Origin of the sequence: Weizmannia sp. FSL K6-3076 (assembly GCF_038007245.1) — a bacterium.
Taxonomy (GTDB): domain Bacteria; phylum Bacillota; class Bacilli; order Bacillales; family Bacillaceae_C; genus Weizmannia; species Weizmannia faecalis.
The window spans coordinates 3385982-3407876 of sequence record NZ_JBBOWU010000001.1 but is presented as its reverse complement, the minus strand read 5'-3'; the positions used below and the strand labels follow the sequence as shown (position 1 = coordinate 3407876).

The window sequence follows — 21895 nt, the reverse complement described above, 5'->3', positions numbered from 1 at the left end:
AGATTACAGTTTTTTAAAAGGGTGACGGAAGTTGTTCCAACAGCTATTAACCAGCTTTTTTGCTTCGGCGGGATTTGGCATTCTTTTCAATGCACCGAGAAAATTGTTGATCCAGTGCGGGATTACCGGCATGATCGGGTGGGGTATTTATTTTCTATTTTACATGTATGAGCAGAACGTCGTGTATGGCACGTTTATTGCAGCTTTTTTCGTCGGGGTGATCAGCCAGGTGTTTGCCCGTTTTTATAAGACGCCGATCTTGATTTTTACGGTCGGCGGGATTATTCCGCTTGTGCCAGGCGGCCTTGCGTATGACGCCATGCGGCACTTTGTCCAAAACGATTATAACGGCGCCGTATCGCTTGCCGCTAAAGTGCTGCTTCTATCTATTGCAATTGCGATCGGGCTGGTGGCTTCGGAAGTGGCGAACCAGTTTATCAAAAAACTACCGGATAGACGGCCAAAAAGAATGAAGTAGCCTTAAGCCGGGTTTGCCTGACAGCCCGGCTAACGCTTGTTATTCTGCTCGTTTTTCTGCGAACGATGTCGAATATTGACGGTAAGAGTATTAGGGATATCCCGTATATTTGCAAAATCGGCGGCAGGCAGCATGATTTCCCGATTGCAGCCAGTTTTTTTGCGAGATAAAATTAGAAAACAGTATCTTTAAAAAGATAACTTTAAAACGTTTAGATAACGTTTTAAAAATTTAGTGAGAGCACTTCAAGAAATCCACACTACAGATAACTCTTTACTTTGAGGAAAACTTTTAAAAAAAGCTATCTGCAAACAGCCCCTTCAAATATTAATCAAAACGCTTGGCAAATTCCCAAAATCCTGAAGAGTTCCAGAAGTTGATCAACAGGGGAATCTTGTTAGTGAAAAGGTATATAATGACCAGCATGCCGTACACCTTAGCGCGTCAGGTATTAATAAGGCAGCATTTAAATGGGCTTGTATTTTTTTCAGTTATATAGCATGTATTTCGGTAGCGCTTGCCGCTGGTGCAGCTTGCTGGTATTTAATCCAAACAGCAGTTGAAAATATGGAAGCAAAGTGCTTTTTTAAATAGTTTAGTTAAGTACTCAACTTTCGCACCTAGAAAATCATAATAAATTCAGTGCTGGCTAATGTCTATTACGTCTCAGATACAGCACTTGACAGTAAAATTAATATATGAAAAAACACCTCTACTTTTGTATAGTTGATTTATCGACAATCACTACCAAATAGAAGAGGTGTCTCCTACTATGATAGCGAAAAACAGCCTGAATAATCAACTACCAAATGAAATAAAATCAACATTTAAAGAGTTGAATGTGTTGAAACACTTGCGAATCGCCGGTATTACGAAGTCCTTTGGTTTTTCTTGTGCCTACATTTTTCAATTGATTTTTTGTATGATCTTTGAAAACAAAAACTGGTTCAGGATGTTGGAAAGTAAGAAAGCTACAGACATTCCAGCCAAAGATACCGTTTATCGGTTTCTCAACCAATCAACGTTCAACTGGCGTCGTTTCCTCCTTTCACTGGTTGCCTCAGTGATTGGAAAAGTTTCGAAATTGACACGTCATGACCGTCCGAAAGTATTGATTTTAGATGATTCATCTTATGACCGGAACCGAAGCAAACACGTTGAGCTTCTGGCTCGCTGCTTTGATCATGCATCTCAAAAAATGCGTTTTTACAAAGGATTCCGCATGTTGACATTAGGATGGTCTGATGGCGCAACATTCCTACCCGTTGACTTCTCATTATTGAGTTCGAAAAAGAGCCAGATCAACGGCATATCCGAAAATATCGATAAACGCAGCTCCGGTTATAAGTGCCGAAAAGAAGCATTACAAACGGCACCAGAACAGATTCCCGGCATGATTGCCCGGGCGATGAATTCTGGTATCGATGCTTCCTATGTTCTAATGGATTCGTGGTTCACCCAACAACCTCTCATCAAGGAGATTACAGAACAAGGTCTTGACGTAATTGGTATGGTCAAAAAATTAAAACAACGCTATTTTGTCGATGGTAAGCGTGTTAGCCTAGATGAATTGTATCGTCTAGCTAAACCGACTAGTGGAAAGAAAGGAATCTTGCGTTCCATCCATACAACGCAGGCCAATGGCGTGCCAATTAAAGTTGTCTTTGTTCGCAACCGCAACAAGAAAAGCGACTGGTTGGCGATTTTGAGTACAGACTGTACACTGAGTGACCAGGAAATCATCCGTATTTACGGGATGCGTTGGGATATTGAGGTTTTCTTCAAAACAACAAAGTCCCTATTAAAACTACAAAAGGAATTCCAGAGTCGTTCATATGACGCGCTTATCAGCCACACGACCATTGTGTTTGCAAGGTATATTGTCTTGTCATGGCAAAACCGTTGCAGTGTAGATGACAGAACATTAGGTGGCATGTTTTATGAATTATGTGATGAAATAGATGACCTTGATTGGGCTGTTGCATTGCAGCAGTTAGTCGAGATTCTTGAAGATACTCTGGATAAAAGTAATAAGAAAATTCAACAACTGATCAAAAGTCAACTACAACAATGGATTGCGGGTCTGCCGAATTATATCAAGGTATACCTACCTGTTTCAGTCTGCGAAAGTTGAGTGATTGAAATCAAGTGTTTTTTGCGTTAAAGTAACCATATAAAGAATCCTTTCTGTTTGGTTTTTGTTTTGGTTACTTTAACTTTAACAGAAATGGATTCTTTTTTCATTTTTTTAATGAATTACAATAAAGCCGAAAAGACTTGGTAATCCATAAGTTATAATAAGTTTCTGAATTTCTGTGAATAATTCAGGTTAAAGTTTCCTTTTTTATGTTTATCCTTGGGCTTATTCTTTTTATAATTGCTATTACCCTATTTTTAACAGGCCAAGATATAAAATATTATACTCGTTTTCACCATTGGGGTTGGTTTGCTTGGGGTATTAGCTTCTTAGCAAGTATTGTTTCTTTTATTAGAAAAGAGCCTGGAAAGTTAAAAATGATTCCTTATATTGGCGCTCTTATTTTCGGAGTTATTATAGTAATATGTCTTCTGTACTGGAGCTTTCATTTTGTATAGAATTTGTGGAGGGAACCAGCATTGTCCTTCACAATGGCGATGAGGATACCGCCATGCAACCTGTCTTTCACAATAGGGGCGAAGGACACAGAGAAGAATCCCGCTGCGGAAAATATCTTTCACTACGGGAATGAAGGACACACGGAAAAGCTCCGCCAAGCCAAATGTCCTTATAACGGGGATGAAGGACAAAAGGAGAATCGCCGGCGCCCCAAATGTCCTTCATAACGGGGATGAAAGACAAAAAGAGAATCCCCGCCTCCCGAAATGTCTTTCACAACAGGGATAAAGAAAAAAGGGATAGCCCGCCGCACAATTTGTCTTCCATAACAGAAAAAGAACAAAGCGGGAGCCATCCCTATCCTTTTGTAAACCTGTCTTCAACCCTCTTATACAAACAAAATCACGACAAAATAAACGGCCATGGCGGCGAGGCCGATTGGGAGGCCGAACCGGGCCCATTCCCGGCTTGTGATCCGGAGTTTTCCGGCGGAGATAATATTCGGGATATTGCCGGGTACAAGCATGCCTCCGCTGATCAGCAGTCCGAGCAAAATGGCCTGTACCGTTTTGTCCGCCATTTTCGGGCTGATTTCTGCTGCTGCCAGTGTCGCATTGTCCAGCACGGCTGAAATCATATTGATCCAGTACAAAATAAACGGGCTCAAATCGAGCAGGAAGCGGTTAATGAGCGGTTCAAACCCTGCGCCGAGCAGGGTCAGCCCCATCACAAACAAGTAAATTTTCACTGTCCGCCCCGCAATTTCCACATACGACTCTCGTTTATGCGCCGTTTTCAGCCCGATCGCCGACTGTTCGGGTTTGATCACAATGGCAGCCAGAATGCCGAAAATCACAACTGCCGAAATGACTTCCGGCCCGATCAGGCGAAGCAAATAGAAAAAGTCCTCCCCCAGCTTGCTGATCGCAAGGGTGGAGAGCGGTTCGCCGATCGGCGTCAGTGCGGCGCCGAGCCCGATGGAAAAGCAGGAGTAGACGACGAGCTGTGTTTCCGATTTCCGGTCAAGCCGCAGCACGCTGACAATCACGACTAAAATTAAAGCGGCAATAATGGCCGTGATGACACTCGAAAGCAACCCGAGAATGATTACCGTCAAGGCAGCCAGAAGCGGAAACGGTATCCCCCGGTTAATGGCGGAAATTACTTTTTCAAGCGGCCGCTCCAGCCAGCGGAACAACAGGCCGGCTACAAATACGGCAATGGTGATGTTAACCGGGTCTTCCAAAGCCTTTCTCAACAGAGGCTTGTCTAGGACACCGCCGGCAATGGCCGCAGCCCATCCCATGATAAACAAAAATATTTCCAAATTGCGCTCGACAAATGGCACAAAAAAAGGCAATAACAAGACGAGCGCCAGGATGATGATCAAAGCGGAAATCATCGGCTCAACCCTTTCTGTAAAAAAACTTATATAAAATGAACTTAAGTTTTTACATCAAGCCCGAGCATCCATTTGCATGAGAACTACTTTTTTGCGGCAGGCAATAGAACGGCAATATTTTGTCCATTTTATATAGTTTTATTTTACCATAAAAGACATTTTCACTTCGTTTCACACCACAGCCTCCCATTTTTTTCCACCCCGTTACCCCTTCACGTAAAATTTTACACATACGGGCCATGCACATTTCCGGGCATGCGCCTATATACTAATACAGCCGGTAAGAAAAATGGCACGGCAAAGCGGCTTTTATGGGCTGCAGGAAGAAGAGAAATTCAGGAAGGGTGAGCCGGAATGTGCGGAATAACCGGATGGGTCGATTTTCAAAAAGACTTGCGGAGTGAACTGGAAACGGTCAAAAAAATGACAGAGACGTTGACCAAACGGGGACCGGATGATACGAATTACTGGCTTTCGCCGCATGCGGCATTCGGCCATAAACGGCTCGTCGTTGTTGACCCTTTATGCGGCGTGCAGCCGATGACGCGACAAAAGGACGGAAAGATGTATACAATTTGCTATAACGGCGAATTGTACAATACGGAAGATTTGCGCGCGGAGCTTTTGAAAAAAGGCTATACTTATCAAGGCCACTCGGATACGGAAGTGCTTTTAACCGCTTATATCGAGTGGGGAGAGGCATGTGTGGACCGCCTAAACGGCATTTTTGCGTTTGCGGTCTGGGACGGGAACAAGGAACAGGTATTTGCAGCACGCGACCGCCTCGGGGTAAAACCGTTTTTTTACAAAGCACACGGAAGCGGGCTTTTGTTCGGCTCGGAAGTAAAAGCGATGCTCGCTCACCCGGATGTAAAAGCGGAAGTGGATGAGGCGGGGCTTGCCGAAATATGGGGGCTCGGGCCGTCGAGAACACCGGGGACGGGAATATTTCGCGGCATGGCGGAACTGCGCCCGGCACATGCGCTGAAGATGGATCGTAACGGATTAAAAGTGTGGCGGTACTGGAACGTGAAAAGCGCGCCGCATACGGAGGCAGCAGAGGAAACGGCGGAAACGATCCGTTCGCTCATTCAGGATGCGGTTGTCCGCCAGCTTGTCTCGGATGTCCCGGTTTGCACGTTTTTATCCGGCGGCGTCGATTCAAGCGCCATTACCGCCATTGCTGCAGGCCATTTTCAAAGGGAAGGAAAAGGGCGGCTGCATACTTTTTCCATTGATTACGAAGGGAACGACCGATACTTCAAAGCGAATGATTTTCAGCCGGATGCTGACGGGGTATTTATCCGCAAGATGTCAGAAGCATTTGATACAGTCCACCATCATTGCGTGATCACGCAGGAAGAACTGGCCGAATCTTTAAAAGCGGCTGTTCTCGCCCGGGATGTGCCGGGAATGGCGGATGTTGACTCATCGCTGCTCTGGTTTTGCCGCGAGATCAAAAAGGATTTTACCGTCAGCCTTTCGGGTGAGTGCGCGGATGAAATTTTCGGCGGGTATCCGTGGTTCCGGCGCGAAGATGATTTGAACCGTGAAGGCTTCCCGTGGATGCGGTCCCTCGATGAACGGATCGGCCTGTTAAAAGAAGGCTGGCAGGAAAAATTGCAGTTAAAAGATTACGTGATGTCGAAATATGAAGCGTCTGTCGCGGAAACGCCGCTTTTAGATGGCGAAACCGATTTGGAAAAAAAGCGTCGCCAGCTGTTTTACATCAATATGCTTTGGTTTATGGCAACACTCCTTGATCGGAAAGACCGGATGAGCATGGGGGCGAGCCTCGAGGTGCGCGTACCGTTTGCCGATCACCGGATTGTGGAGTACGTCTGGAATATACCGTGGGAGATGAAGATGTACGGCGGCAGGGAAAAGGGCATTTTGCGGAAAGCACTGGAAGGCATTTTGCCGGAAGAGATTTTATACCGGAAAAAAAGCCCGTATCCGAAAACGCACCATCCGGCTTACACGGCAGCAGTGAAGCGGTGGCTCGGTGAAGTTTTGGAACAGAAAGATTCCATTTTGTATGAATTTCTGCATCGCGATCAATTAATGGAGCTGATGGAGACAGATGGGAAAGCATTCCGGACACCGTGGTTCGGACAGCTGATGACGGGCCCGCAGCTGCTTGCCTACCTCGCCCAGATCCATTACTGGTTTGAAACATACAGGATTGACATTAAGGCTTAGCCGGCTGCCTCAAGCCGGTTTTTTTGGATTTCAGACGCATTTCGCATTGTCTCAAACATCACTACGGCTATTATGTAGACACCTTTCACCTGCCTTTCAGAAGTATTTCGCAGTGCCTCAAAACCCGCCCCTTTTTTGAACCCGCGCCCCTATTTTTCACTTTCTTTTTTCATGGCTTCTTCCGGTTGCGGCACGGCAGGCGGGATCCCGCGGCCGAATAAATTCTTTGTAAACCGGATCCACTCTTTTACCGCAAAAGAAAGGTATTGGTGTTTCGGCCAGATGATTGCCAGATTCCACGGGAGGACAGGTTCTTCCAGATGAATGATTTTGACGCGTTCCGGGTTAAACGCATGGCATATTGTACTTGGCAGCAGGGCAACGCCGAGATTGGACGCTACCAATTCACAGATGAGGTCCCACTGGGTGCTTTCGTAAATAATGTTCGGCATAAACCCGAGCTTCAAGCATTCCTTTATAATCTGGTCGTGAAGGGCAAAATCTCTATGGAAAAAAATGAATTCCTCCTCTTTCAGCTGTTTCAGCCGGACGCTTGAGCAGCCTGCAAGCCGGTGGGAAGGGTGCACAAGCAGCACAAGCCGGTCATGGACAAACGAAAAATGCCCGAACACCTCATCATCAACCGGCATCACGACGGCGCCGAGATCCAATGTCCCATTTTCAACATCATGTACCACTTTTCTTGTAACATCTTCCACGAGCTGGATTTTAATGTCCGGGTAGGCATGATGAAATTCATCAATGACCCGGGGAAAATAGCGCGACCCGATCATTGGCGGCAGCCCGATCCGGATTTTGCCTTTTTTCAGGCCGGCCACATCATTGATCGCATCTGTCAGCTGCCGAAAAGCTTTCAGCGTTTTTTGCGCCTGCTGAAAAACGGCCTGTCCGGCATCGGTGAGGACGATTTTTTTCCCGGCGCGGTTAAACAAGGGGACGCCGAGTTCTTCTTCAAAGCTTTTTATCATTTTGCTGATTGTCGGCTGCGATACATAACATTCCCGGGCGGCTTTCGTGAAGCTGCCGTGAGTGGCAACGGAAACAAAGTACTGGAGATGCTGGATATCCAACTGGAACCCTCCTTGTATAGATAAAAGGCATTTTTACCATTCTATATATTCATTTTACCTATTATCGCCGGCGCGGTAAACTAGTTATAGAAGGTGAAAATATTGAAAAAAATCCTGATCGGAATGTTACAGATTGTCGGTTTGTATCTGTTCGCTGAAGTCATGGGCGCAGCTGCAAAACTGTTGCACATCCCGCTGCCGGGCAGCATGCTGGCAATGATTGCCCTCTTTCTCCTGCTGCAATTCGGCATCGTCAAAATGGGCTGGATTGAAATCGGGGCCAATTTCCTGATGGCGGAGCTGCTGTTGTTTTTTATCCCGTCAGCAGTCGGTATGGTGAAGTATAGAAACCTGCTTGTCCATAACGGCCCGGAAATCTTGGTTGTGATCCTGATAAGCCTGATTGCCGCGATGGCCTGTTCGGGATGGCTTGCGGACAAAATTGCAAATCGAAGGAGCGTGAGAATGCGTGATCGTTAAAATCGTGTGCCTGCTGTTAACGGTTGGAAGTTACTGGATTTTCAAAAAACTGTACGGGAAATACAAAAAAATCTTTGTTTCCCCGCTACTTGTCACGCCGGTATTATTAGGCGCCTTTTTACTCGGGGAAGATATACCGTACCGGGACTACCAGAAAGGCACCTCTGTTTTAACGGATTTGCTGCAGCCGGCCATTGTTGCTTTTGCTGTGCCGCTTTACCGCCATTTTAAAATCGTCCGCCAATATGCGGTTGAAATTTTAATCGGCATCGGGGCGGGATGGCTGATGGCAGTATTCCTTTCCTCGGCCATCGCTACGCTTTTTCATTTCAGCAAAAGCCTGGAGCACAGTATCATCCCGTTTACGATCACAACCCCGATTGCAATGGGCGTATCTGAAAAAATCGGCGGCGTGCCGTCTGTTACGGCTGTCTTTGTGATTTTGAACGCCATTATCGGCTCTGTGATGGCGCCGTGGCTGATCAAGCATTTGCGCATTAAAAACGAAATTGCCCACGGCATCCTGCTTGGAACGCATGCGAACGGGATCGGCACTTCTAAAGCATTCGAACTCAGTGCCCGGTCAGGCGCCATTTCCAGCGTCAGCATGATTATCGTTGCGGCTATTTCCATTTTTGTTACGCCGTGGATGGTATCCCATATCATTCATTAATCTAAAACGCCGCATATTCTTCCTTTTTCAATGCAAAATATAGCTGTAAAAAAGGAAAGGAGCGTGCAAATGGGCAGGCAGAAATACGGAAACCAGAATGCTGAGCGGAATAAAAATGCCAAGCTTGGAAATGAGATTGCAGAAGAACTCGTGGAATTCTCCACGGGCAGAAAAGATGAAATCGACCAGAAAAAGAAAAAAGGTGTGCGTAAATAAAGGAAAGCTGGCCTCGCCCCATGCAGGCCGGCTTTTTTGTTTTGATGGAAAATCCGCCTCGAAACCGGTACACTTATAGTAACAGGCCTCTGGAGGAAGTGGTGAATTTGGCAAAAACAACAAAAACAAACGCGATGCGGCTGCTTGATGCGCAGCAAATCCCGTACGGCATGCTGTCGTATGAGGTGAAGGACGGGAAAATCGACGGCATCTCCGTTGCGGAAAAAATTGGAAAACCGCCCGAAGCTGTTTATAAAACGCTGGTCACGCAGGGGCACAGCGGCGAACTTTATGTGTTTGTCATCCCGGTTGCGGCAGAACTCGACCTGAAAAAAGCCGCAAAAGCAGCGGGCGAGAAAAAGATCGAAATGGTCCATGTGAAAGATATCCAAAAATATACCGGCTATATTCGCGGCGGCTGTTCCCCGATCGGCATGAAGAAGCACTATGTGACATTTGTCGATGAGAGCGCAGCAACGCTTGATGAGGTGATCGTAAGCGCCGGGCGGATCGGCACGCAAATTGTTTTGGCGCCTGGTGATCTTTTAAAAGCCGCCGACGCAAACTATGCTGATTTAACGCATTAAAAGGATGCATGCCAGGGACATGAGACTTTTCAAATGTGTGACGTGTTCCATCATTTTCTTTAAGGGGGTGAGGAACATGGATAAACGGGATGTAGAGTACCAAATTGCCGATTTGAAAGCGGATTATGTTCGCCTACAGCAAGATTTGGAGAAATTGGAGTATGTAAAGGGCAACCTTCACCCGCTTGAAAAGCAGCTCGCGGAGATTGAACAGGCATTAAAGAAACTGTACCAGCAATTGGACCGCTTTTAATTCTTTTGCTTGCAAAGACGGGGCAGATTGCTTTTTCACCGGATCGCTTCAACTTTAATAAGGACTTGCTGAACGAATCCGACTCTGAGTTTGTACCCAATTTGTCAACAAGATTTGTCTAAAAATATAGAAGAATCCATCTTTGGAAATGCGATTATGTCTGCTCTATACTTTGAGTCAGCTTTCAAGTGCAAGCTTAAATTTTTGCCAAGTCTAGGAATTTTGCTTATTCTCAGCAATCCCTATGTGAAGGAAGCGAGGAAAATGGACGGTCTTTCTTCACATAGGGCGCGTCTACGCTAAGGAAGCACGAAAAAACGAGGGTCTTCCTTCACATAGGGCGCGTCTAAGTTAAGGAAGCGCGGAAAATTGAAGGCTTTTCTTCACATAGGTCGCGTCTAAGTTAAGGAAGCGTGAAAAAATGACGTTGTTCCTTTACATAGAGGCTGTCTACGTTAAGGAAACACGAAAAAACGAAGGCCTTTCTTCACATAGAGGGCGTCTACGTTAAGGAAGCGCAGAAAAATGAAGGCCTTCCTTAACCTAGGGCGTGTCTATGTTAAGGAAGAACAAAAAATTGACGGCCTTTCTTCACATAGAGGCTGTCTACGTTAGGAAGCACGGAAAAATGAAGGTCTTCCTTCACATAGGGTGCGTTTCAAGTGCAAGCTTTTCCCTGTATTTTTTATAAACCCTTGCATTCAATTTAAGCAAAAGCCGTGAACATCCTTGCCAAATCTAGAAATTTTGCTTATTCAGCAAGCCCTAATCAAACTTGAAGAACCGGTTCCGGAAGCAAATAGAAAGCGGTTTCTTCGGGCTATATAAAATGAACAAAATATTGTTGCTCTCTTGCTTACCGCAAAAAGTAGTGCTCAAACAAATGGATGCCCGGACTAGATGTAAAAACTTAAGTTCATTTTATATAAATAAAAAAGCGACGAATGCTGCTTTTACGCAGGTATCGCCGCTTTTTTCTATTTTTTTGCATCCCAAAGAAAGTCCGTGACAATCCGGTCCACGCGCTTATTCTCATGAAGGCTGCTGTGTTGCGCATTTTTGCCGTAAACAATTTTGGACGTATACTGCTTTTTCGGCACGATGAACCTGCCGCCAAGCGCGCTGTCCAGGGAAACAAGGGAATCCCCCAATGCCGGTTTTTCCACAACGCCTGCAATGGCAAGCACCTGAATATGCGGGCTGAAGCGGTTTTTGTTGGCATATAAAGCTTTGAACGCTACGGAACCCGGAAGCAGGTCGCGCGCCGCATCGCCGGTATTATTCGGATTTTGCTTAAAAACACGAGTCAGCACGCCTTCATAAGGGCTGCCAATCGTGACAAGCTTTTGAATGACCGGATATTGCCGCCTGCCGGAAGTATCTTCAATATATTTTGTGCAAATCAAACCGCCCATCGAATGCCCGACGAGATTTGCTTCTTTCACATTGTATTTCGTATAAAGAATGTGCATGGTTTTTTCAAGCCAGCCGGCCGTTTGCCGGAAACTGGCACGGTTATCGGAAAAAATGACCTGGATCATCGGATGCCGGGCCCGGTTGGAAATTTCCCCATTGACCACAATCATCCCGTCTTTTGTGACGCGAATCACCATTGCTTTTTCAGCAATTCCGCTTTTTTCCAGCCGGCCGAGCATCCCGTTAAACGATCGAGCCGTTCCTTTATAGCCGTGTACGAACACAGTCGGAACGGGTTTTTGTGCCGGCGGGGTCGCAGCAGCATTGCTTTTGTCCGTACGATGGGAAAACCATACAGTTGAAAGGCTGAGCATAAGAAACAAACAAATCATGGCCAGAATCGCATTCCGATGTTGGATATATGGCATGCTAACACCCCTTGATGGAAGTCATGGTGTAACTTTCCTGCGAAATGATGTTCATTTTATCATACAAAATAGCGAAAGGGAATAGGGAGAAAGCGGTTGTAACAGAATTTTTCCGATGCCATTGACGAAGAAAAAGTTTCATTCTATGATGTGGAAAACGCTGGTTTCTTTACTGGTGAATAGGCAGGCGTAAAGGCGGGAAAACTCCTGTTGCCTCGTGTATACGATGATGGTTATAAATGGAGGAAAAGTTGTGGATTCAATACTTGAACGAATTCAAAAGGAAATGCATCACCTTACGGGCACTGAAAAGAAAATTGGCACATATATTTTGGAGCATTCTGAGATGGTTCCGACGATGACCACAAAAGATTTATCAGAAAAAACCGGCGTAAGTGAGTCAAGCGTTGTCCGGTTTTGCAAAACAATCGGCATGGCAAGTTTTAAAACGTTTAAGCTGGAGCTTGTGAAAAATTTAACTTTAACCGAAAGCCATATGACAGATTTTTCAATTTTGCAACAAAAAGATTCTCCTTATGATTTATTCCAAAAAGTCACTTATGGGAATAAAAAGGCGATAGAATCGTGTGTTTCTTCACTTGACAGGAGAGAGCTGGAAAAAGCCGCCGATGTGCTTGAAAATGCCAGAAAAGTGGTGTTTTTCGGTGTCGGCGGGTCGGTAACCGCCGCAGTCGATGCATGCTATAAATTTACAAGGCTGGGCTGCCAGTCTATTTTTTCCCAGGATTACCATTACCTGATCTCCCTGATTCCCTATATGAATAAAATGGATGTGTTTGTGGCGCTCAGCGTTTCCGGGCGGACGAAGGATGTACTCGAACTCGCTGATTTTGCGAAAAGGAAAGGGGCAAAAGTGATTGCCATCACGAATATGGAGAAATCCCCGCTGTACAAAGAAGCGGATATTAGGCTTTGCACGCCGGTAACCGAGGAAGATTTCCGGATCGGAACGACGTCTTCGAGAATGGCGCAGCTGAATATCATTGACGCGCTCTATTTAAGTGTTTTTCAGCGCAAGGGGGAAGACATTTTGAAGTATTACAATGAAACGAGAAACGAATACCTCAGGCTGCGAAGATAACGGGAATTTTGTAAAAGCCCCTACACAAGATTTATATCTTTCTTTTACAAATCCAACATACTTCCTTCAAAATCCTTTTTTACAATAAGAGGCGTAAGCACAAAACGAAAAAGGGGAGGAAGAACATTGGGTAAAAAGAACCGTATGATGAAAGCGGCAATTGCCTTGTCTGCAGTGGCGGTATTGGGGATATCCGGGATTGCAAATGCAAAAGCTTACAAGCCTTCGCAACACACCGGTCACGTAACTTCCGCGAAGGCGAAGAACGTGATTCTGTTTGTCGGGGATGGTATGGGGGCTGCGCAGCGGGATGCGATCCGCCTTGCTTCAACCGGCCTGAGCGGGGACCTTGAAATGAACAAAATGCCGTATACGGGGGTTGTACATACAAGCTCCACCTCCGTGGTGACCGATTCAGCTGCGGCTGCGACCGCTATGGCGTCAGGCGTTAAAACGTATAACGGGGCAATCGGTGTCGATGCCAATAAAGTAAGCAAAAAGACCGTCCTTGAAGAAGCAAAGCAAGCCGGCAAGTCAACAGGATTGGTCACGACAAGCCAAATCACAGATGCAACGCCTGCCGCTTTCGGTGCCCATGTCGAAAACCGTTCTGAACAGAGCAAAATTGCAAAGCAATATTTGAAAAACAGCAAAGTGGACGTGTTGCTCGGCGGCGGGGAAGATTACTGGTACCCGCAAGGCACACAGGGCGCTTATAAAGACCACCCGGCAAAAGATACTTCCGAAGCAAGCAAAGGCACGGAAGGAAATCTTGTCGACGAAGCGAAACGGCTCGGTTACCAGTATGTTTCAGATGCTTCCGGACTGAAAAAGGCAGGCGGGAATAAGCTTTTAGGCCTTTTTGCCAATGAAGAAATGTTTGAACAGCGAGAGGAGGGCCATGGCGACCAGTACGACCCGGTTGTTTCACTTCCGGAAATGACAAAAAAAGCAATCAGCACGCTGTCAAAAAATAAAAACGGCTTTTTCCTGATGGTTGAAGAAGAAGCCATCGATGAAATGGCCCATGAAAATAACGCCTCCCAGCTGATCAGGGCGGGCCGGCAACTGGATCATGCCGTTAAAGTGGCAAAAGATTATACGAAAAAGCACCCGGATACACTTGTGCTTGTCCTGGCCGACCATGACTGCGGCGGCATGACGGTTGAAAATGTCGATAACAGCGACGAATCCGGGGACGGCATTTCAAAAGAAGACGGACCGTTCCAGGTGGCGGGTTCAAGCGCGCAATTTGTCGTGGACTGGACAACTTCCGGCCATACGGCAGCCGATATCCCGCTCACGGCGATAGGCAGCGGCGCATCGTTGTTTGAAGGCACTTATGAAAACACATATATCCATGATGCTTTGCTGAGAGCGATGGGGCTGAAAAAATAATATATACCGGCCGGACAACTGCCGGGGTGGTTTTCTCCGTATACCACCCCGGCAAAATCTGTTATAATAGAGGCAAATTTTGCGGAAAGGATGGGAGCCTTGTGGCAGCAATGGAAAAAGCCAAACAGGTTTTAAAGCAATATTATGGCTATGATCATTTCCGCCGCGGGCAGGAAGCCATTATCAGCCGGATCATGGATGGCAAGGATACACTGGGCATGATGCCGACCGGCGGGGGGAAGTCGGTTTGCTACCAGGTGCCGGCCATGCTTTTATCAGGGGTCACGCTTGTCATTTCGCCGCTGATTTCCTTGATGAAAGACCAGGTGGATACACTTTCAGGCATGGGGATACCGGCAACATATGTGAACAGCTCCCTGGATCCGACAGAAATCAATGAGCGGCTTGCGGCTGCATCAAAGGGCGCATACAAATTAATTTATCTCGCACCGGAACGGCTCGAATTTCCTCCTTTTTTGCATCTTCTCGAAAACATCAATGTCTCCCTTATCGCTGTCGATGAAGCGCATTGCATCTCACAATGGGGCCACGACTTCCGCCCAAGCTACCGTTTAATCGAAAAACTAATTTCACAATTCAAGCCAAAACCGGTGACGCTTGCTTTAACCGCTACAGCGACGCCGCAGGTAAAGAAAGACATTTGCCAGCTGCTCATGATTCCGGAAGAAAACACAGTGGCTACAGGTTTTGCCCGTGAGAACCTGCATTTCCAAGTGGTGAAAGGCCAGGACCGCGATGCCTTTGTGCTGGACTACATCCTGAAAAATAAAAACCAGTCCGGGATCATTTACACGGCAACGAGAAAAGAGGCCGAACGCATTTATCATTTTCTTGTTAAAAATGGCATTCGTGCGGGAAAATATCATGCAGGGATGAAAGAAGCGGAGCGCGGCAGCTTTCAGGACCGGTTTTTATACGATGATATTTCCGTGATGGTCGCCACCTCCGCTTTCGGGATGGGGATCGACAAAAGCAATGTGCGGTTTGTCATCCATTATCATATGCCGAAAAATATGGAGGCGTATTACCAAGAAGCAGGACGGGCCGGGCGCGATGGGGAAGAAAGCGACTGTATTTTGTTGTTTGCTCCCCAGGATATCCATACGCAAACTTTTTTAATTGAGCAGTCAGCCAACGAAGACAGAAAACCGGGCGAGTATGCCAAGTTGCGAAAAATGATTGACTACTGCCATACGGAAGGCTGTTTTCAGCAGTTCATTTTGCATTATTTCGGCGAAAAAGAGGCACAGCCGTGCGGCAAATGCGGCAACTGCTTGGATACCCGCGCAAAAACAGACGTGACAAAAGAAGCGCAAATGGTTTTTTCCTGTGTCAAAAGGATGCAGGAACGGTTCGGCAAAACCATGATTGCAAAAGTGCTGGCCGGGTCAAACGACCAGAAAATCAGGCAATTCGGTTTTGACAAGCTGTCCACTTTTGGCATTATGAAAGACAAAACGCAAAAAGAAGTGGCTGAACTGATTGATTTTCTGACAGCTGACGGTTTTTTGCGTGCCAAAGACGGTACATACCCGGTGCTTATGCTGACAAAAAAGGCAGTGGAAGTCCTGCTTTCAAAAAAACAGGTTTTCCGGAAAGAAAGTGTCAGGGCGCAGCAAATTGCAACCGATAACCTTTTATTTGAAAAACTGCGCACACTTCGCAAAGAGATTGCTGACCGTGAAAAAATACCGCCTTATATTGTCTTTTCCGACCAGTCGCTGAGGGAAATGAGTGCCAGGATGCCGGTAACCAGGGAGGCTTTCCTGCAGGTGAAAGGGGTTGGGGAAAGAAAGGCGGAACAGTACGCCGAGCTGTTTATGCACGTGATCCGGACATACATGGAAGAAGAAGGGATACAAGCGCAAGCGCAGCCGAAAGCATTGCCACAAACAAAAAAAGCGCGTGAAGACGGGAAAGAAAAAAGCCATCATGTGACATACCGCCTGTTACAAGAAGGCAAAACGATCCGTGAAATTGCGGAAATCCGCGGCATGTCGGAAAGAACGATTGAAACGCATGTGATCAAATGTTCAGACGAGGGATTTCCGGTAGAATGGAGCCGCTTTATTCCCGAAAGGTACCGGGAGCGAATCGCCGATGCCGCAAGCCGGGCAGGTACCGGGCGGCTTACGCCGATAAAGGAATTGCTGCCGGATGAGGTCAGTTATTTTATGATCCGGGCTTTCTTACAGGAAAGGAAGCATCATCCGGACCAAGGAAAAACAGTATCATATATTTCTGGAGGGGATTGGCATCATGATTGAATGTATCGCGTCTGATATGGATGGAACTTTGCTCAACTCAAGGCAGGAAGTCAGCCCGGCAAATGCCGAAGCGATTAAATTGGCACAGAAAAAAGGGATTCACTTTGTCGTTACAACTGGCCGGTCTTATGAAGAAGCGCGGCTTGTGCTCGATCCTGTCGGCATTGACTGTACGGTCATCGGGCTGAACGGGGCCGAAGTGCGGGATGAAAAGGGAAAATTACTCAAAACAAGCGGGCTGGATCCCCTGACAGCTTCCCGGGTTGCTGATGTTTTCGACCAACTCGGCATTTATTATGAATTTTTTACAAATAAAGGCACTTATACGAAAGATTACGAGGAAAACATGGATATGCTGGTCGATTTGTTCCATTCCGCAAACCCTGAAGTGCCGGTGGAAGAAGTGCGGAATTATATTGAGCAGCGCGGCATCCGGAGATACGTCCATAATATTGGAGATACAAAGGATATTTTTCACGATCCGTCCATTTTGTTTTACAAAATACTGGCCTTCAATGAAGAAGAACAAAGGCTGCGGAAAATCGGCAAGGATCTTGAAAAAGACTTTCCAGATATTAAAGTGACTTCATCAGGATTCCGCAATATTGAAATCAACCATGTGTCGGCGCAAAAAGGGATTGCGCTCAAGGAATACACGGAAAAACACGGGCTCTCGATGGAAAAAACGATGGCCATCGGGGACAACTTAAATGATATTTCCATGCTCGAAAGGGTGGGCTACCCGTTTGCGATGGGAAATGCCGAAAATGAAGTATTGGAAATTTGCCGCTACCGGACGAAAAGAAATGATGAAGACGGCGTGGCAAAAGCGATTTACAGAATGCTTGAAATGTGTTAGAACATAATTGCCCCCCGTTTATATTGGTAAACCGGGGGGCAATTATATTGCAATGACGGCGTCAGAGCCCCTTGCACCACTCAGCCGATGGCGCCTTTACGGGTTCGCTTCTCACCATTACCGGACCCGGTCGTTTTCCCAGTCATACGTCCAGAAGTATTCATAATGGAGCCATTCCAGGGTTTCCGGGTCCTTTTGCTTCAGTTTTTCTTCCCGTTCCGCCATCATCCAGCCGGTCTGGGAAAGGTGGGCTTTCATGGCGCCGATTTTTTGCTCGGCTGCACCGCTCACATCATTGCGGACATCCGGCTTTCCGATCTCCGCTTCATGGTTTTTGGAAAAGGCAACGCAGTGGAGTTTCGGGCGTTTGTCTTCAGGAATCCGGCGGAGCGCGCGGACAACGGCTCTTCCGGTTGCTTCATGGTCAGGGTGGACAGAGTAGCCCGGGTAAAAGGTAATGACAAGTGACGGGTTCAGCTCATGGACGAGGTCGAGTACCATTTTGGCCATCTTCTCATCATCTTCAAATTCTACCGTTTTATCGCGCAACCCCATCATGCGCAAATCCTGGATCCCCATGATTTCGGCCGCTTTTTGCAGTTCTCTTTTCCGGATATGCGGCAGCGATTCCCTTGTGGCAAAAGGGGGATAGCCGAGATTTCGCGCCATTTCCCCGAGCGTAAGGCAGGCATAAGTGACCGGCGTGCCGTTTTTCACATGGGTTGCGATCGTGCCGGATACACCGAAAGCCTCGTCATCGGGATGCGGGAAAATCACCAGAACATGGCGCTCTTTTTCCATTTTTCTCATCTCCTCACTCAAATGGTGTTGTACTCAATTCGAGGGCAACGGCCAGCTTCCCGTCAAAACCGTGGCCGGCAAAAAGCAGGCGGTCGAATTCATCTTTTTCAAAGTGGGTCAGGCCTTCTGCATAAATCCAGCCGATTTTCATTTTCAGGCCGATCCGGTACGGGCCGTCCCCAACAATTTTTCCGTGTTCATAGGATACTTGCGCATTGCGGATATAGGCGCCTGCAGAGAAAAATGACTCATTGACATGGGAGGCATAGGCGCCATTGGTTGTTTCCAAATGGATATACACCGGTTTTCCGGCAAGTTCGTCCAGCCATTTTTGGGCTGTTTGTTTTTGTATCGGTTCCATTTTTTTCCTCCTTTTGGCCGTCCGCTCCTGTTTCTTTCCATTATACCAACCGGCGGCGCTTTAAGGAAAAATTAAAAACCGGGTCCCCGGCGGAATGTTCCGGCAGGGCCCGGTTTGGCTTAAGAGTTGGTATGCGAAAAACGGGTATAGGCTCCGTGCATCACAGGGCCGACATATTCGTTCAGCTTAAAGCCGTGTTCAATCGCCATATGGACAAATTCTTTTGCCACTTTCACTGCGCCGGACACTGTGTTGCCCTTTGCCAGTTCAGCCGTGATGGCTGCGGCAAATGTGCAGCCTGCACCGTGGTTATATGTTGTTTTTATTTTTTTTGATTCGAGAATTTCAAAATCTTCCCCATCATAGAACAAGTCGATGGCCTGATCCGTATCCAGCCCCCTGCCACCTTTGATGACAACATTTTTCGCGCCCAGTTCATGGATTTTGACCGCTGCTGCTTTCATATCCTCAACGGTTTTAATCGGGCCGGTTTGTGCCAGCTGCCAGGCTTCAAACAAGTTCGGCGTTGTAATCGTCGCCCGCGGCAGCAAAAGCTCGCGCATTGCATCCGTATTTTCCGGCTGCAATACTTCATCTTCGCCTTTGCATACCATAACCGGGTCAATGACCACTTTGTCGAGATGGTATTCATCTATTTTACGGGCGGCCAGTTCAATAATATCCACTGAACCGAGCATACCGGTTTTCATGGCATCAATTCCGACAGAAAGGATGGTCTCAAGCTGCGGTTCAACAATGTTGACATCAATCGGGAAAACATGATGATGCCATCCGTTTTTAGGATCCATCGCAACGATGGAAGTAATCGCGGACATGCCGTAAACCCCGAGTTCCTGGAATGTTTTCAAGTCCGCCTGAAGTCCCGCGCCGCCGCTCGAATCAGAACCGGCCAGCGTAAAAGTTTTCTTTAAACCCATCACGCACCCATCTCCTTTAAAATAAGCTTTACACTATTTTAGAATATAATACTGCCATAAAAAATACAAATCCCGGGGACGGGTACAAAAGCGGCCGGATGCTTGATGGAACAGGGGATGATCTGCCAGTCACACAGCAGGGCCGCGAACCGAACTTTAGAATGACCGGCTTTCAAAAGAAGGTATTGTAATATTTAAAATAGAAAGTAAATATTGACTTATTTAATCATCTGTACTATATTTTAACTTGAGAAAAATAAGAATTTCATGATAAAGAACCATGTCTTGTGAAAACAATATTTTACCTGAAATATTCATAGCTACAAATCCCATTTGATAAATTTTGTTAAATTAGTTGAAAATAACGGTATTTAATTAAGAACCGTAGCCAATTCATAAAATAACTGAATTTTCAATAGAACAACTCTGGTATTTTGGGCATACTTGCCCCTTGACTGAAAAATTTATTTTTTCAGTTATGAGAAGTATTCTATTGGTCATTCCAATTGTAGCTTTTGAATTCAATTCAGTACATCCCAAAAGAAATTTTGATACACAAAACTCGATGATAGTTTGAAGTAAAGGGATCTGCCTGATTTCACGACTTTACTTGCCGCTTTAATTAACCGAGTACGTATCGTATCAATTTGCATAGTTTTTTGACCTTCCGGAAAACAAAGAGTTCGTAACCAATTGGTCAAATTATATGCAAGAAGTGTTAACATCATTTTTACTTCGTTCACTAGAAAAGCGTGGCTATTCATATGATCAAAGTAAAAGCCATTTTTTGCTTCTTTGATATAGTTTTCCATCGTCCCTCTTTTTTGATAAGCTCGGACGATATCTTGAGGAAAAGCTAATTCAAAGTTAGTAACAAAAAAGGAATGGGTAAAGAACAGCTCACCTGCAGGACGTACCGATTGAATAATCACCCTTCTTGGTTTTGACCATGATTTTGCTTGGTAAATCGTTTCTTCATAATAGGTTTCCGTCTTGGAAACATCTAAAGGTGCGGAAGAAGGATGGTATTCCTTCGCTAAACTTTGTAGTTGTGAATTCGATTTCAACCGAATAATATACAAAACAGATTCTTCTTCACACAGATCGTATAATCCCGGAACAGCAAACCCGCTATCTCCACGAAGAAACAGGGTAGTTTCCGGAAACATTTCGTTATAATGTTTAATGAGAGGCCGAATAAATTCCACCACACCATTTGATGTATAAACATTTCCGGGACGGAGTTGTGCTTTCAAAAAGTCACCAGTCGCACCATCAAAGGCGACTAATGGATGAAAACCCATCGTGCCATAATGAGTATTATATGACGAAGATTCTTGGTCCCCATATGTATCCGAATGAGTCGAATCCAAGTCGATAAATAACTCTTTCGATTGTCGAAAACAATGAATCTTATCAAGCATTTCTTGGTTAGCCAGATTTAATTGTTCAATTGAATCTTTATCAAATCGTGTATAAAAGCGAGACAAACTGGGCTGGGAAGCAAGTGTTGGAGTTTCAATGATTTCCTTAAACACAGGATCATGAGTCAACTGATCAGCCGCATCATCTTCCGCATACCCGGCAATGATTTGATAGACTTTTTGACGTAACAAGTTTTCATTTGAATGAAGATAATATTTCCTTGAATCGTTAAGTCTCAAGTACTTAACTAAAGTCTTTGAAAAACCAATTTTTTCATCGAATTCTCTAAAAAGAAACTCACCTGTATCGGAGGAAAGAGAACCTCCATCATTTGACAATTTAATTTTATGATTGAAATCAAGTGTTTTTTGCGTTAAAGTAACCATATAAAGAGTCCTTTCTGTTTGGTTTTTGTTTTGGTTACTTTAACTTTAACAGAAATGGATTCTTTTTTCATTTTTTTAATGAATTACAATAAAGCCGAAAAGGCTTGGTAATCCATAAGTTATAATAAGTTTCTGAATTTCTGTGAATAATTCAGGTTTATAACTGAAAAAATGATAAAAATGAGGATTCCATAAATGTTATTATTTGAATTAAAAATTACCCTTAATCGAGGCGCTGGAAAATGAATGATCCCGTATTTTTGGCTTTCCTTCCAGGTTTTCAAATTCAATAAAAATAAAAAGGGCATTTTTCTTCAAAAAGGGCATACGTATCCTTCTTTTACAAAATGGGTGTTTTTTTTCAATGCCCTTTGTGAAAAGAAACAATCTTGTGCGGCGTTTTTAGTTTATGGGAGGAAACTGCTCCTGCTTCACGTCGCGTTCCACAACGATGAATTTGCGCAATTCCGGACCAGCTTCTTCTAAAAGTGCATTCCCATCGTTGTTTTACCTAT

19 protein-coding genes are annotated in these 21895 nt (G+C 45.5%); 12 read left to right on the top strand and 7 right to left on the bottom strand.

Translation table 11 applies throughout. From position 1 onward, the window contains the following. Positions 1–31: 31 nt before the first annotated feature. Entirely contained in the window at positions 32–478 is a 447-nt protein-coding gene (locus tag NSS95_RS16150) for a threonine/serine exporter family protein (RefSeq protein WP_014096684.1), read from the top strand. A gap of 772 nt (positions 479–1250) precedes the next feature. After that, on the top strand, positions 1251–2612 hold the full coding sequence (locus tag NSS95_RS16145) for an IS4 family transposase (RefSeq protein WP_340714026.1): 1362 nt from the start codon (positions 1251–1253) through the stop codon (positions 2610–2612). Positions 2613–3462: 850 nt separating this feature from the next. Here NSS95_RS16145 and NSS95_RS16140 read toward each other — a convergent pair. Then, positions 3463–4476: a DUF1646 family protein gene (locus NSS95_RS16140; protein ID WP_014096687.1), complete on the bottom strand. Its 1014-nt coding sequence runs from the start codon at positions 4474–4476 to the stop codon at positions 3463–3465. A gap of 354 nt (positions 4477–4830) precedes the next feature. Here NSS95_RS16140 and asnB point away from each other — a divergent pair, with 354 nt between their 5' ends. Continuing rightward, positions 4831–6678, top strand: coding sequence for an asparagine synthase (glutamine-hydrolyzing) (gene asnB, locus NSS95_RS16135; protein WP_026684578.1), 1848 nt, complete (start codon positions 4831–4833; stop codon positions 6676–6678). A gap of 149 nt (positions 6679–6827) precedes the next feature. On the opposite strand, the gene NSS95_RS16130 is transcribed toward asnB, so the two are convergent. After that, positions 6828–7769, bottom strand: a complete 942-nt coding sequence (locus tag NSS95_RS16130; RefSeq protein WP_035190683.1) for a LysR family transcriptional regulator — start codon at positions 7767–7769, stop codon at positions 6828–6830. A 102-nt stretch (positions 7770–7871) separates the two neighbouring features. On the opposite strand from NSS95_RS16130, the gene NSS95_RS16125 reads away from it, so the two are divergent. The 5 genes from NSS95_RS16125 (at position 7872) to NSS95_RS16105 (ending at position 9978) form a co-directional block, all read left to right on the top strand. After that, positions 7872–8249: a CidA/LrgA family protein gene (locus NSS95_RS16125; RefSeq protein WP_013860811.1), complete on the top strand. Its 378-nt coding sequence runs from the start codon at positions 7872–7874 to the stop codon at positions 8247–8249. Beyond that, positions 8239–8922, top strand: a complete 684-nt coding sequence (locus tag NSS95_RS16120) for an LrgB family protein (protein WP_026684575.1) — start codon at positions 8239–8241, stop codon at positions 8920–8922. Before NSS95_RS16125 ends, NSS95_RS16120 begins: the two co-directional genes overlap by 11 nt. 69 nt (positions 8923–8991) lie before the next feature. After that, positions 8992–9138 carry a hypothetical protein gene (locus NSS95_RS16115; protein WP_164931356.1) on the top strand — a complete coding sequence of 49 codons (147 nt, stop codon included), beginning with the start codon at positions 8992–8994 and terminating at the stop codon, positions 9136–9138. 107 nt (positions 9139–9245) lie between these two features. Then, a complete protein-coding gene (ybaK, locus tag NSS95_RS16110; RefSeq protein ID WP_035183165.1) occupies positions 9246–9725 on the top strand; it encodes a Cys-tRNA(Pro) deacylase in 480 nt (159 codons plus the stop codon). 76 nt (positions 9726–9801) lie between these two features. Further along, positions 9802–9978: an SE1832 family protein gene (locus NSS95_RS16105; protein ID WP_164931355.1), complete on the top strand. Its 177-nt coding sequence runs from the start codon at positions 9802–9804 to the stop codon at positions 9976–9978. Between the two features lie 977 nt (positions 9979–10955). On the opposite strand, the gene NSS95_RS16100 is transcribed toward NSS95_RS16105, so the two are convergent. After that, entirely contained in the window at positions 10956–11822 is an 867-nt protein-coding gene (locus tag NSS95_RS16100; protein ID WP_168985781.1) for an alpha/beta hydrolase, read from the bottom strand. A 253-nt stretch (positions 11823–12075) separates the two neighbouring features. On the opposite strand from NSS95_RS16100, the gene NSS95_RS16095 reads away from it, so the two are divergent. The 4 genes from NSS95_RS16095 to NSS95_RS16080 all read left to right on the top strand — a co-directional run bounded on the left by NSS95_RS16095 (position 12076) and on the right by NSS95_RS16080 (position 17469). Continuing rightward, the gene (locus NSS95_RS16095) at positions 12076–12924 is read left to right on the top strand and encodes a MurR/RpiR family transcriptional regulator (protein WP_168985780.1); all 849 of its coding nucleotides are present in this window, start codon (positions 12076–12078) and stop codon (positions 12922–12924) included. Positions 12925–13050: 126 nt separating this feature from the next. Then, positions 13051–14322: an alkaline phosphatase gene (locus NSS95_RS16090; protein WP_340714025.1), complete on the top strand. Its 1272-nt coding sequence runs from the start codon at positions 13051–13053 to the stop codon at positions 14320–14322. A 101-nt stretch (positions 14323–14423) separates the two neighbouring features. Further along, on the top strand, positions 14424–16610 hold the full coding sequence (gene recQ / locus NSS95_RS16085) for a DNA helicase RecQ (RefSeq protein WP_168985778.1): 2187 nt from the start codon (positions 14424–14426) through the stop codon (positions 16608–16610). Further along, positions 16603–17469 (top strand): Cof-type HAD-IIB family hydrolase, encoded by an 867-nt coding sequence (locus NSS95_RS16080; protein ID WP_017550996.1) that lies wholly within the window; start codon positions 16603–16605, stop codon positions 17467–17469. Before recQ ends, NSS95_RS16080 begins: the two co-directional genes overlap by 8 nt. Before the next feature lie 117 nt (positions 17470–17586). Here NSS95_RS16080 and bshB2 read toward each other — a convergent pair whose 3' ends face one another. The 4 genes from bshB2 to NSS95_RS16060 all read right to left on the bottom strand — a co-directional run bounded on the left by bshB2 (position 17587) and on the right by NSS95_RS16060 (position 21380). Then, a complete protein-coding gene (gene bshB2, locus NSS95_RS16075; RefSeq protein ID WP_019720390.1) occupies positions 17587–18270 on the bottom strand; it encodes a bacillithiol biosynthesis deacetylase BshB2 in 684 nt (227 codons plus the stop codon). Between the two features lie 13 nt (positions 18271–18283). Then, on the bottom strand, positions 18284–18631 hold the full coding sequence (locus tag NSS95_RS16070; RefSeq protein ID WP_017550997.1) for a YojF family protein: 348 nt from the start codon (positions 18629–18631) through the stop codon (positions 18284–18286). A 119-nt stretch (positions 18632–18750) separates the two neighbouring features. Next, a complete protein-coding gene (pdxK, locus tag NSS95_RS16065; protein WP_017550998.1) occupies positions 18751–19569 on the bottom strand; it encodes a pyridoxine/pyridoxal/pyridoxamine kinase in 819 nt (272 codons plus the stop codon). Between the two features lie 521 nt (positions 19570–20090). Further along, the gene (locus NSS95_RS16060; protein WP_315958905.1) at positions 20091–21380 is read right to left on the bottom strand and encodes an IS1380-like element ISBco1 family transposase; all 1290 of its coding nucleotides are present in this window, start codon (positions 21378–21380) and stop codon (positions 20091–20093) included. Positions 21381–21895 lie beyond the last annotated feature (515 nt).

Bases quoted from the DNA above. Each gene is read 5' to 3' on its own strand.
- pdxK (WP_017550998.1), bottom strand. From the start codon at position 19,569: ATGGGTTTAAAGAAAACTTTTACGCTGGCCGGTTCTGATTCGAGCGGC.
- NSS95_RS16080 (WP_017550996.1), top strand. From the start codon at position 16,603: ATGATTGAATGTATCGCGTCTGATATGGATGGAACTTTGCTCAACTCA.
- NSS95_RS16070 (WP_017550997.1), bottom strand. From the start codon at position 18,631: ATGGAACCGATACAAAAACAAACAGCCCAAAAATGGCTGGACGAACTT.
- asnB (WP_026684578.1), top strand. From the start codon at position 4,831: ATGTGCGGAATAACCGGATGGGTCGATTTTCAAAAAGACTTGCGGAGT.
- NSS95_RS16060 (WP_315958905.1), bottom strand. From the start codon at position 21,380: ATGGTTACTTTAACGCAAAAAACACTTGATTTCAATCATAAAATTAAA.
- NSS95_RS16105 (WP_164931355.1), top strand. From the start codon at position 9,802: ATGGATAAACGGGATGTAGAGTACCAAATTGCCGATTTGAAAGCGGAT.
- NSS95_RS16115 (WP_164931356.1), top strand. From the start codon at position 8,992: ATGGGCAGGCAGAAATACGGAAACCAGAATGCTGAGCGGAATAAAAAT.
- bshB2 (WP_019720390.1), bottom strand. From the start codon at position 18,270: ATGGAAAAAGAGCGCCATGTTCTGGTGATTTTCCCGCATCCCGATGAC.
- NSS95_RS16145 (WP_340714026.1), top strand. From the start codon at position 1,251: ATGATAGCGAAAAACAGCCTGAATAATCAACTACCAAATGAAATAAAA.
- NSS95_RS16140 (WP_014096687.1), bottom strand. From the start codon at position 4,476: ATGATTTCCGCTTTGATCATCATCCTGGCGCTCGTCTTGTTATTGCCT.
- NSS95_RS16100 (WP_168985781.1), bottom strand. From the start codon at position 11,822: ATGCCATATATCCAACATCGGAATGCGATTCTGGCCATGATTTGTTTG.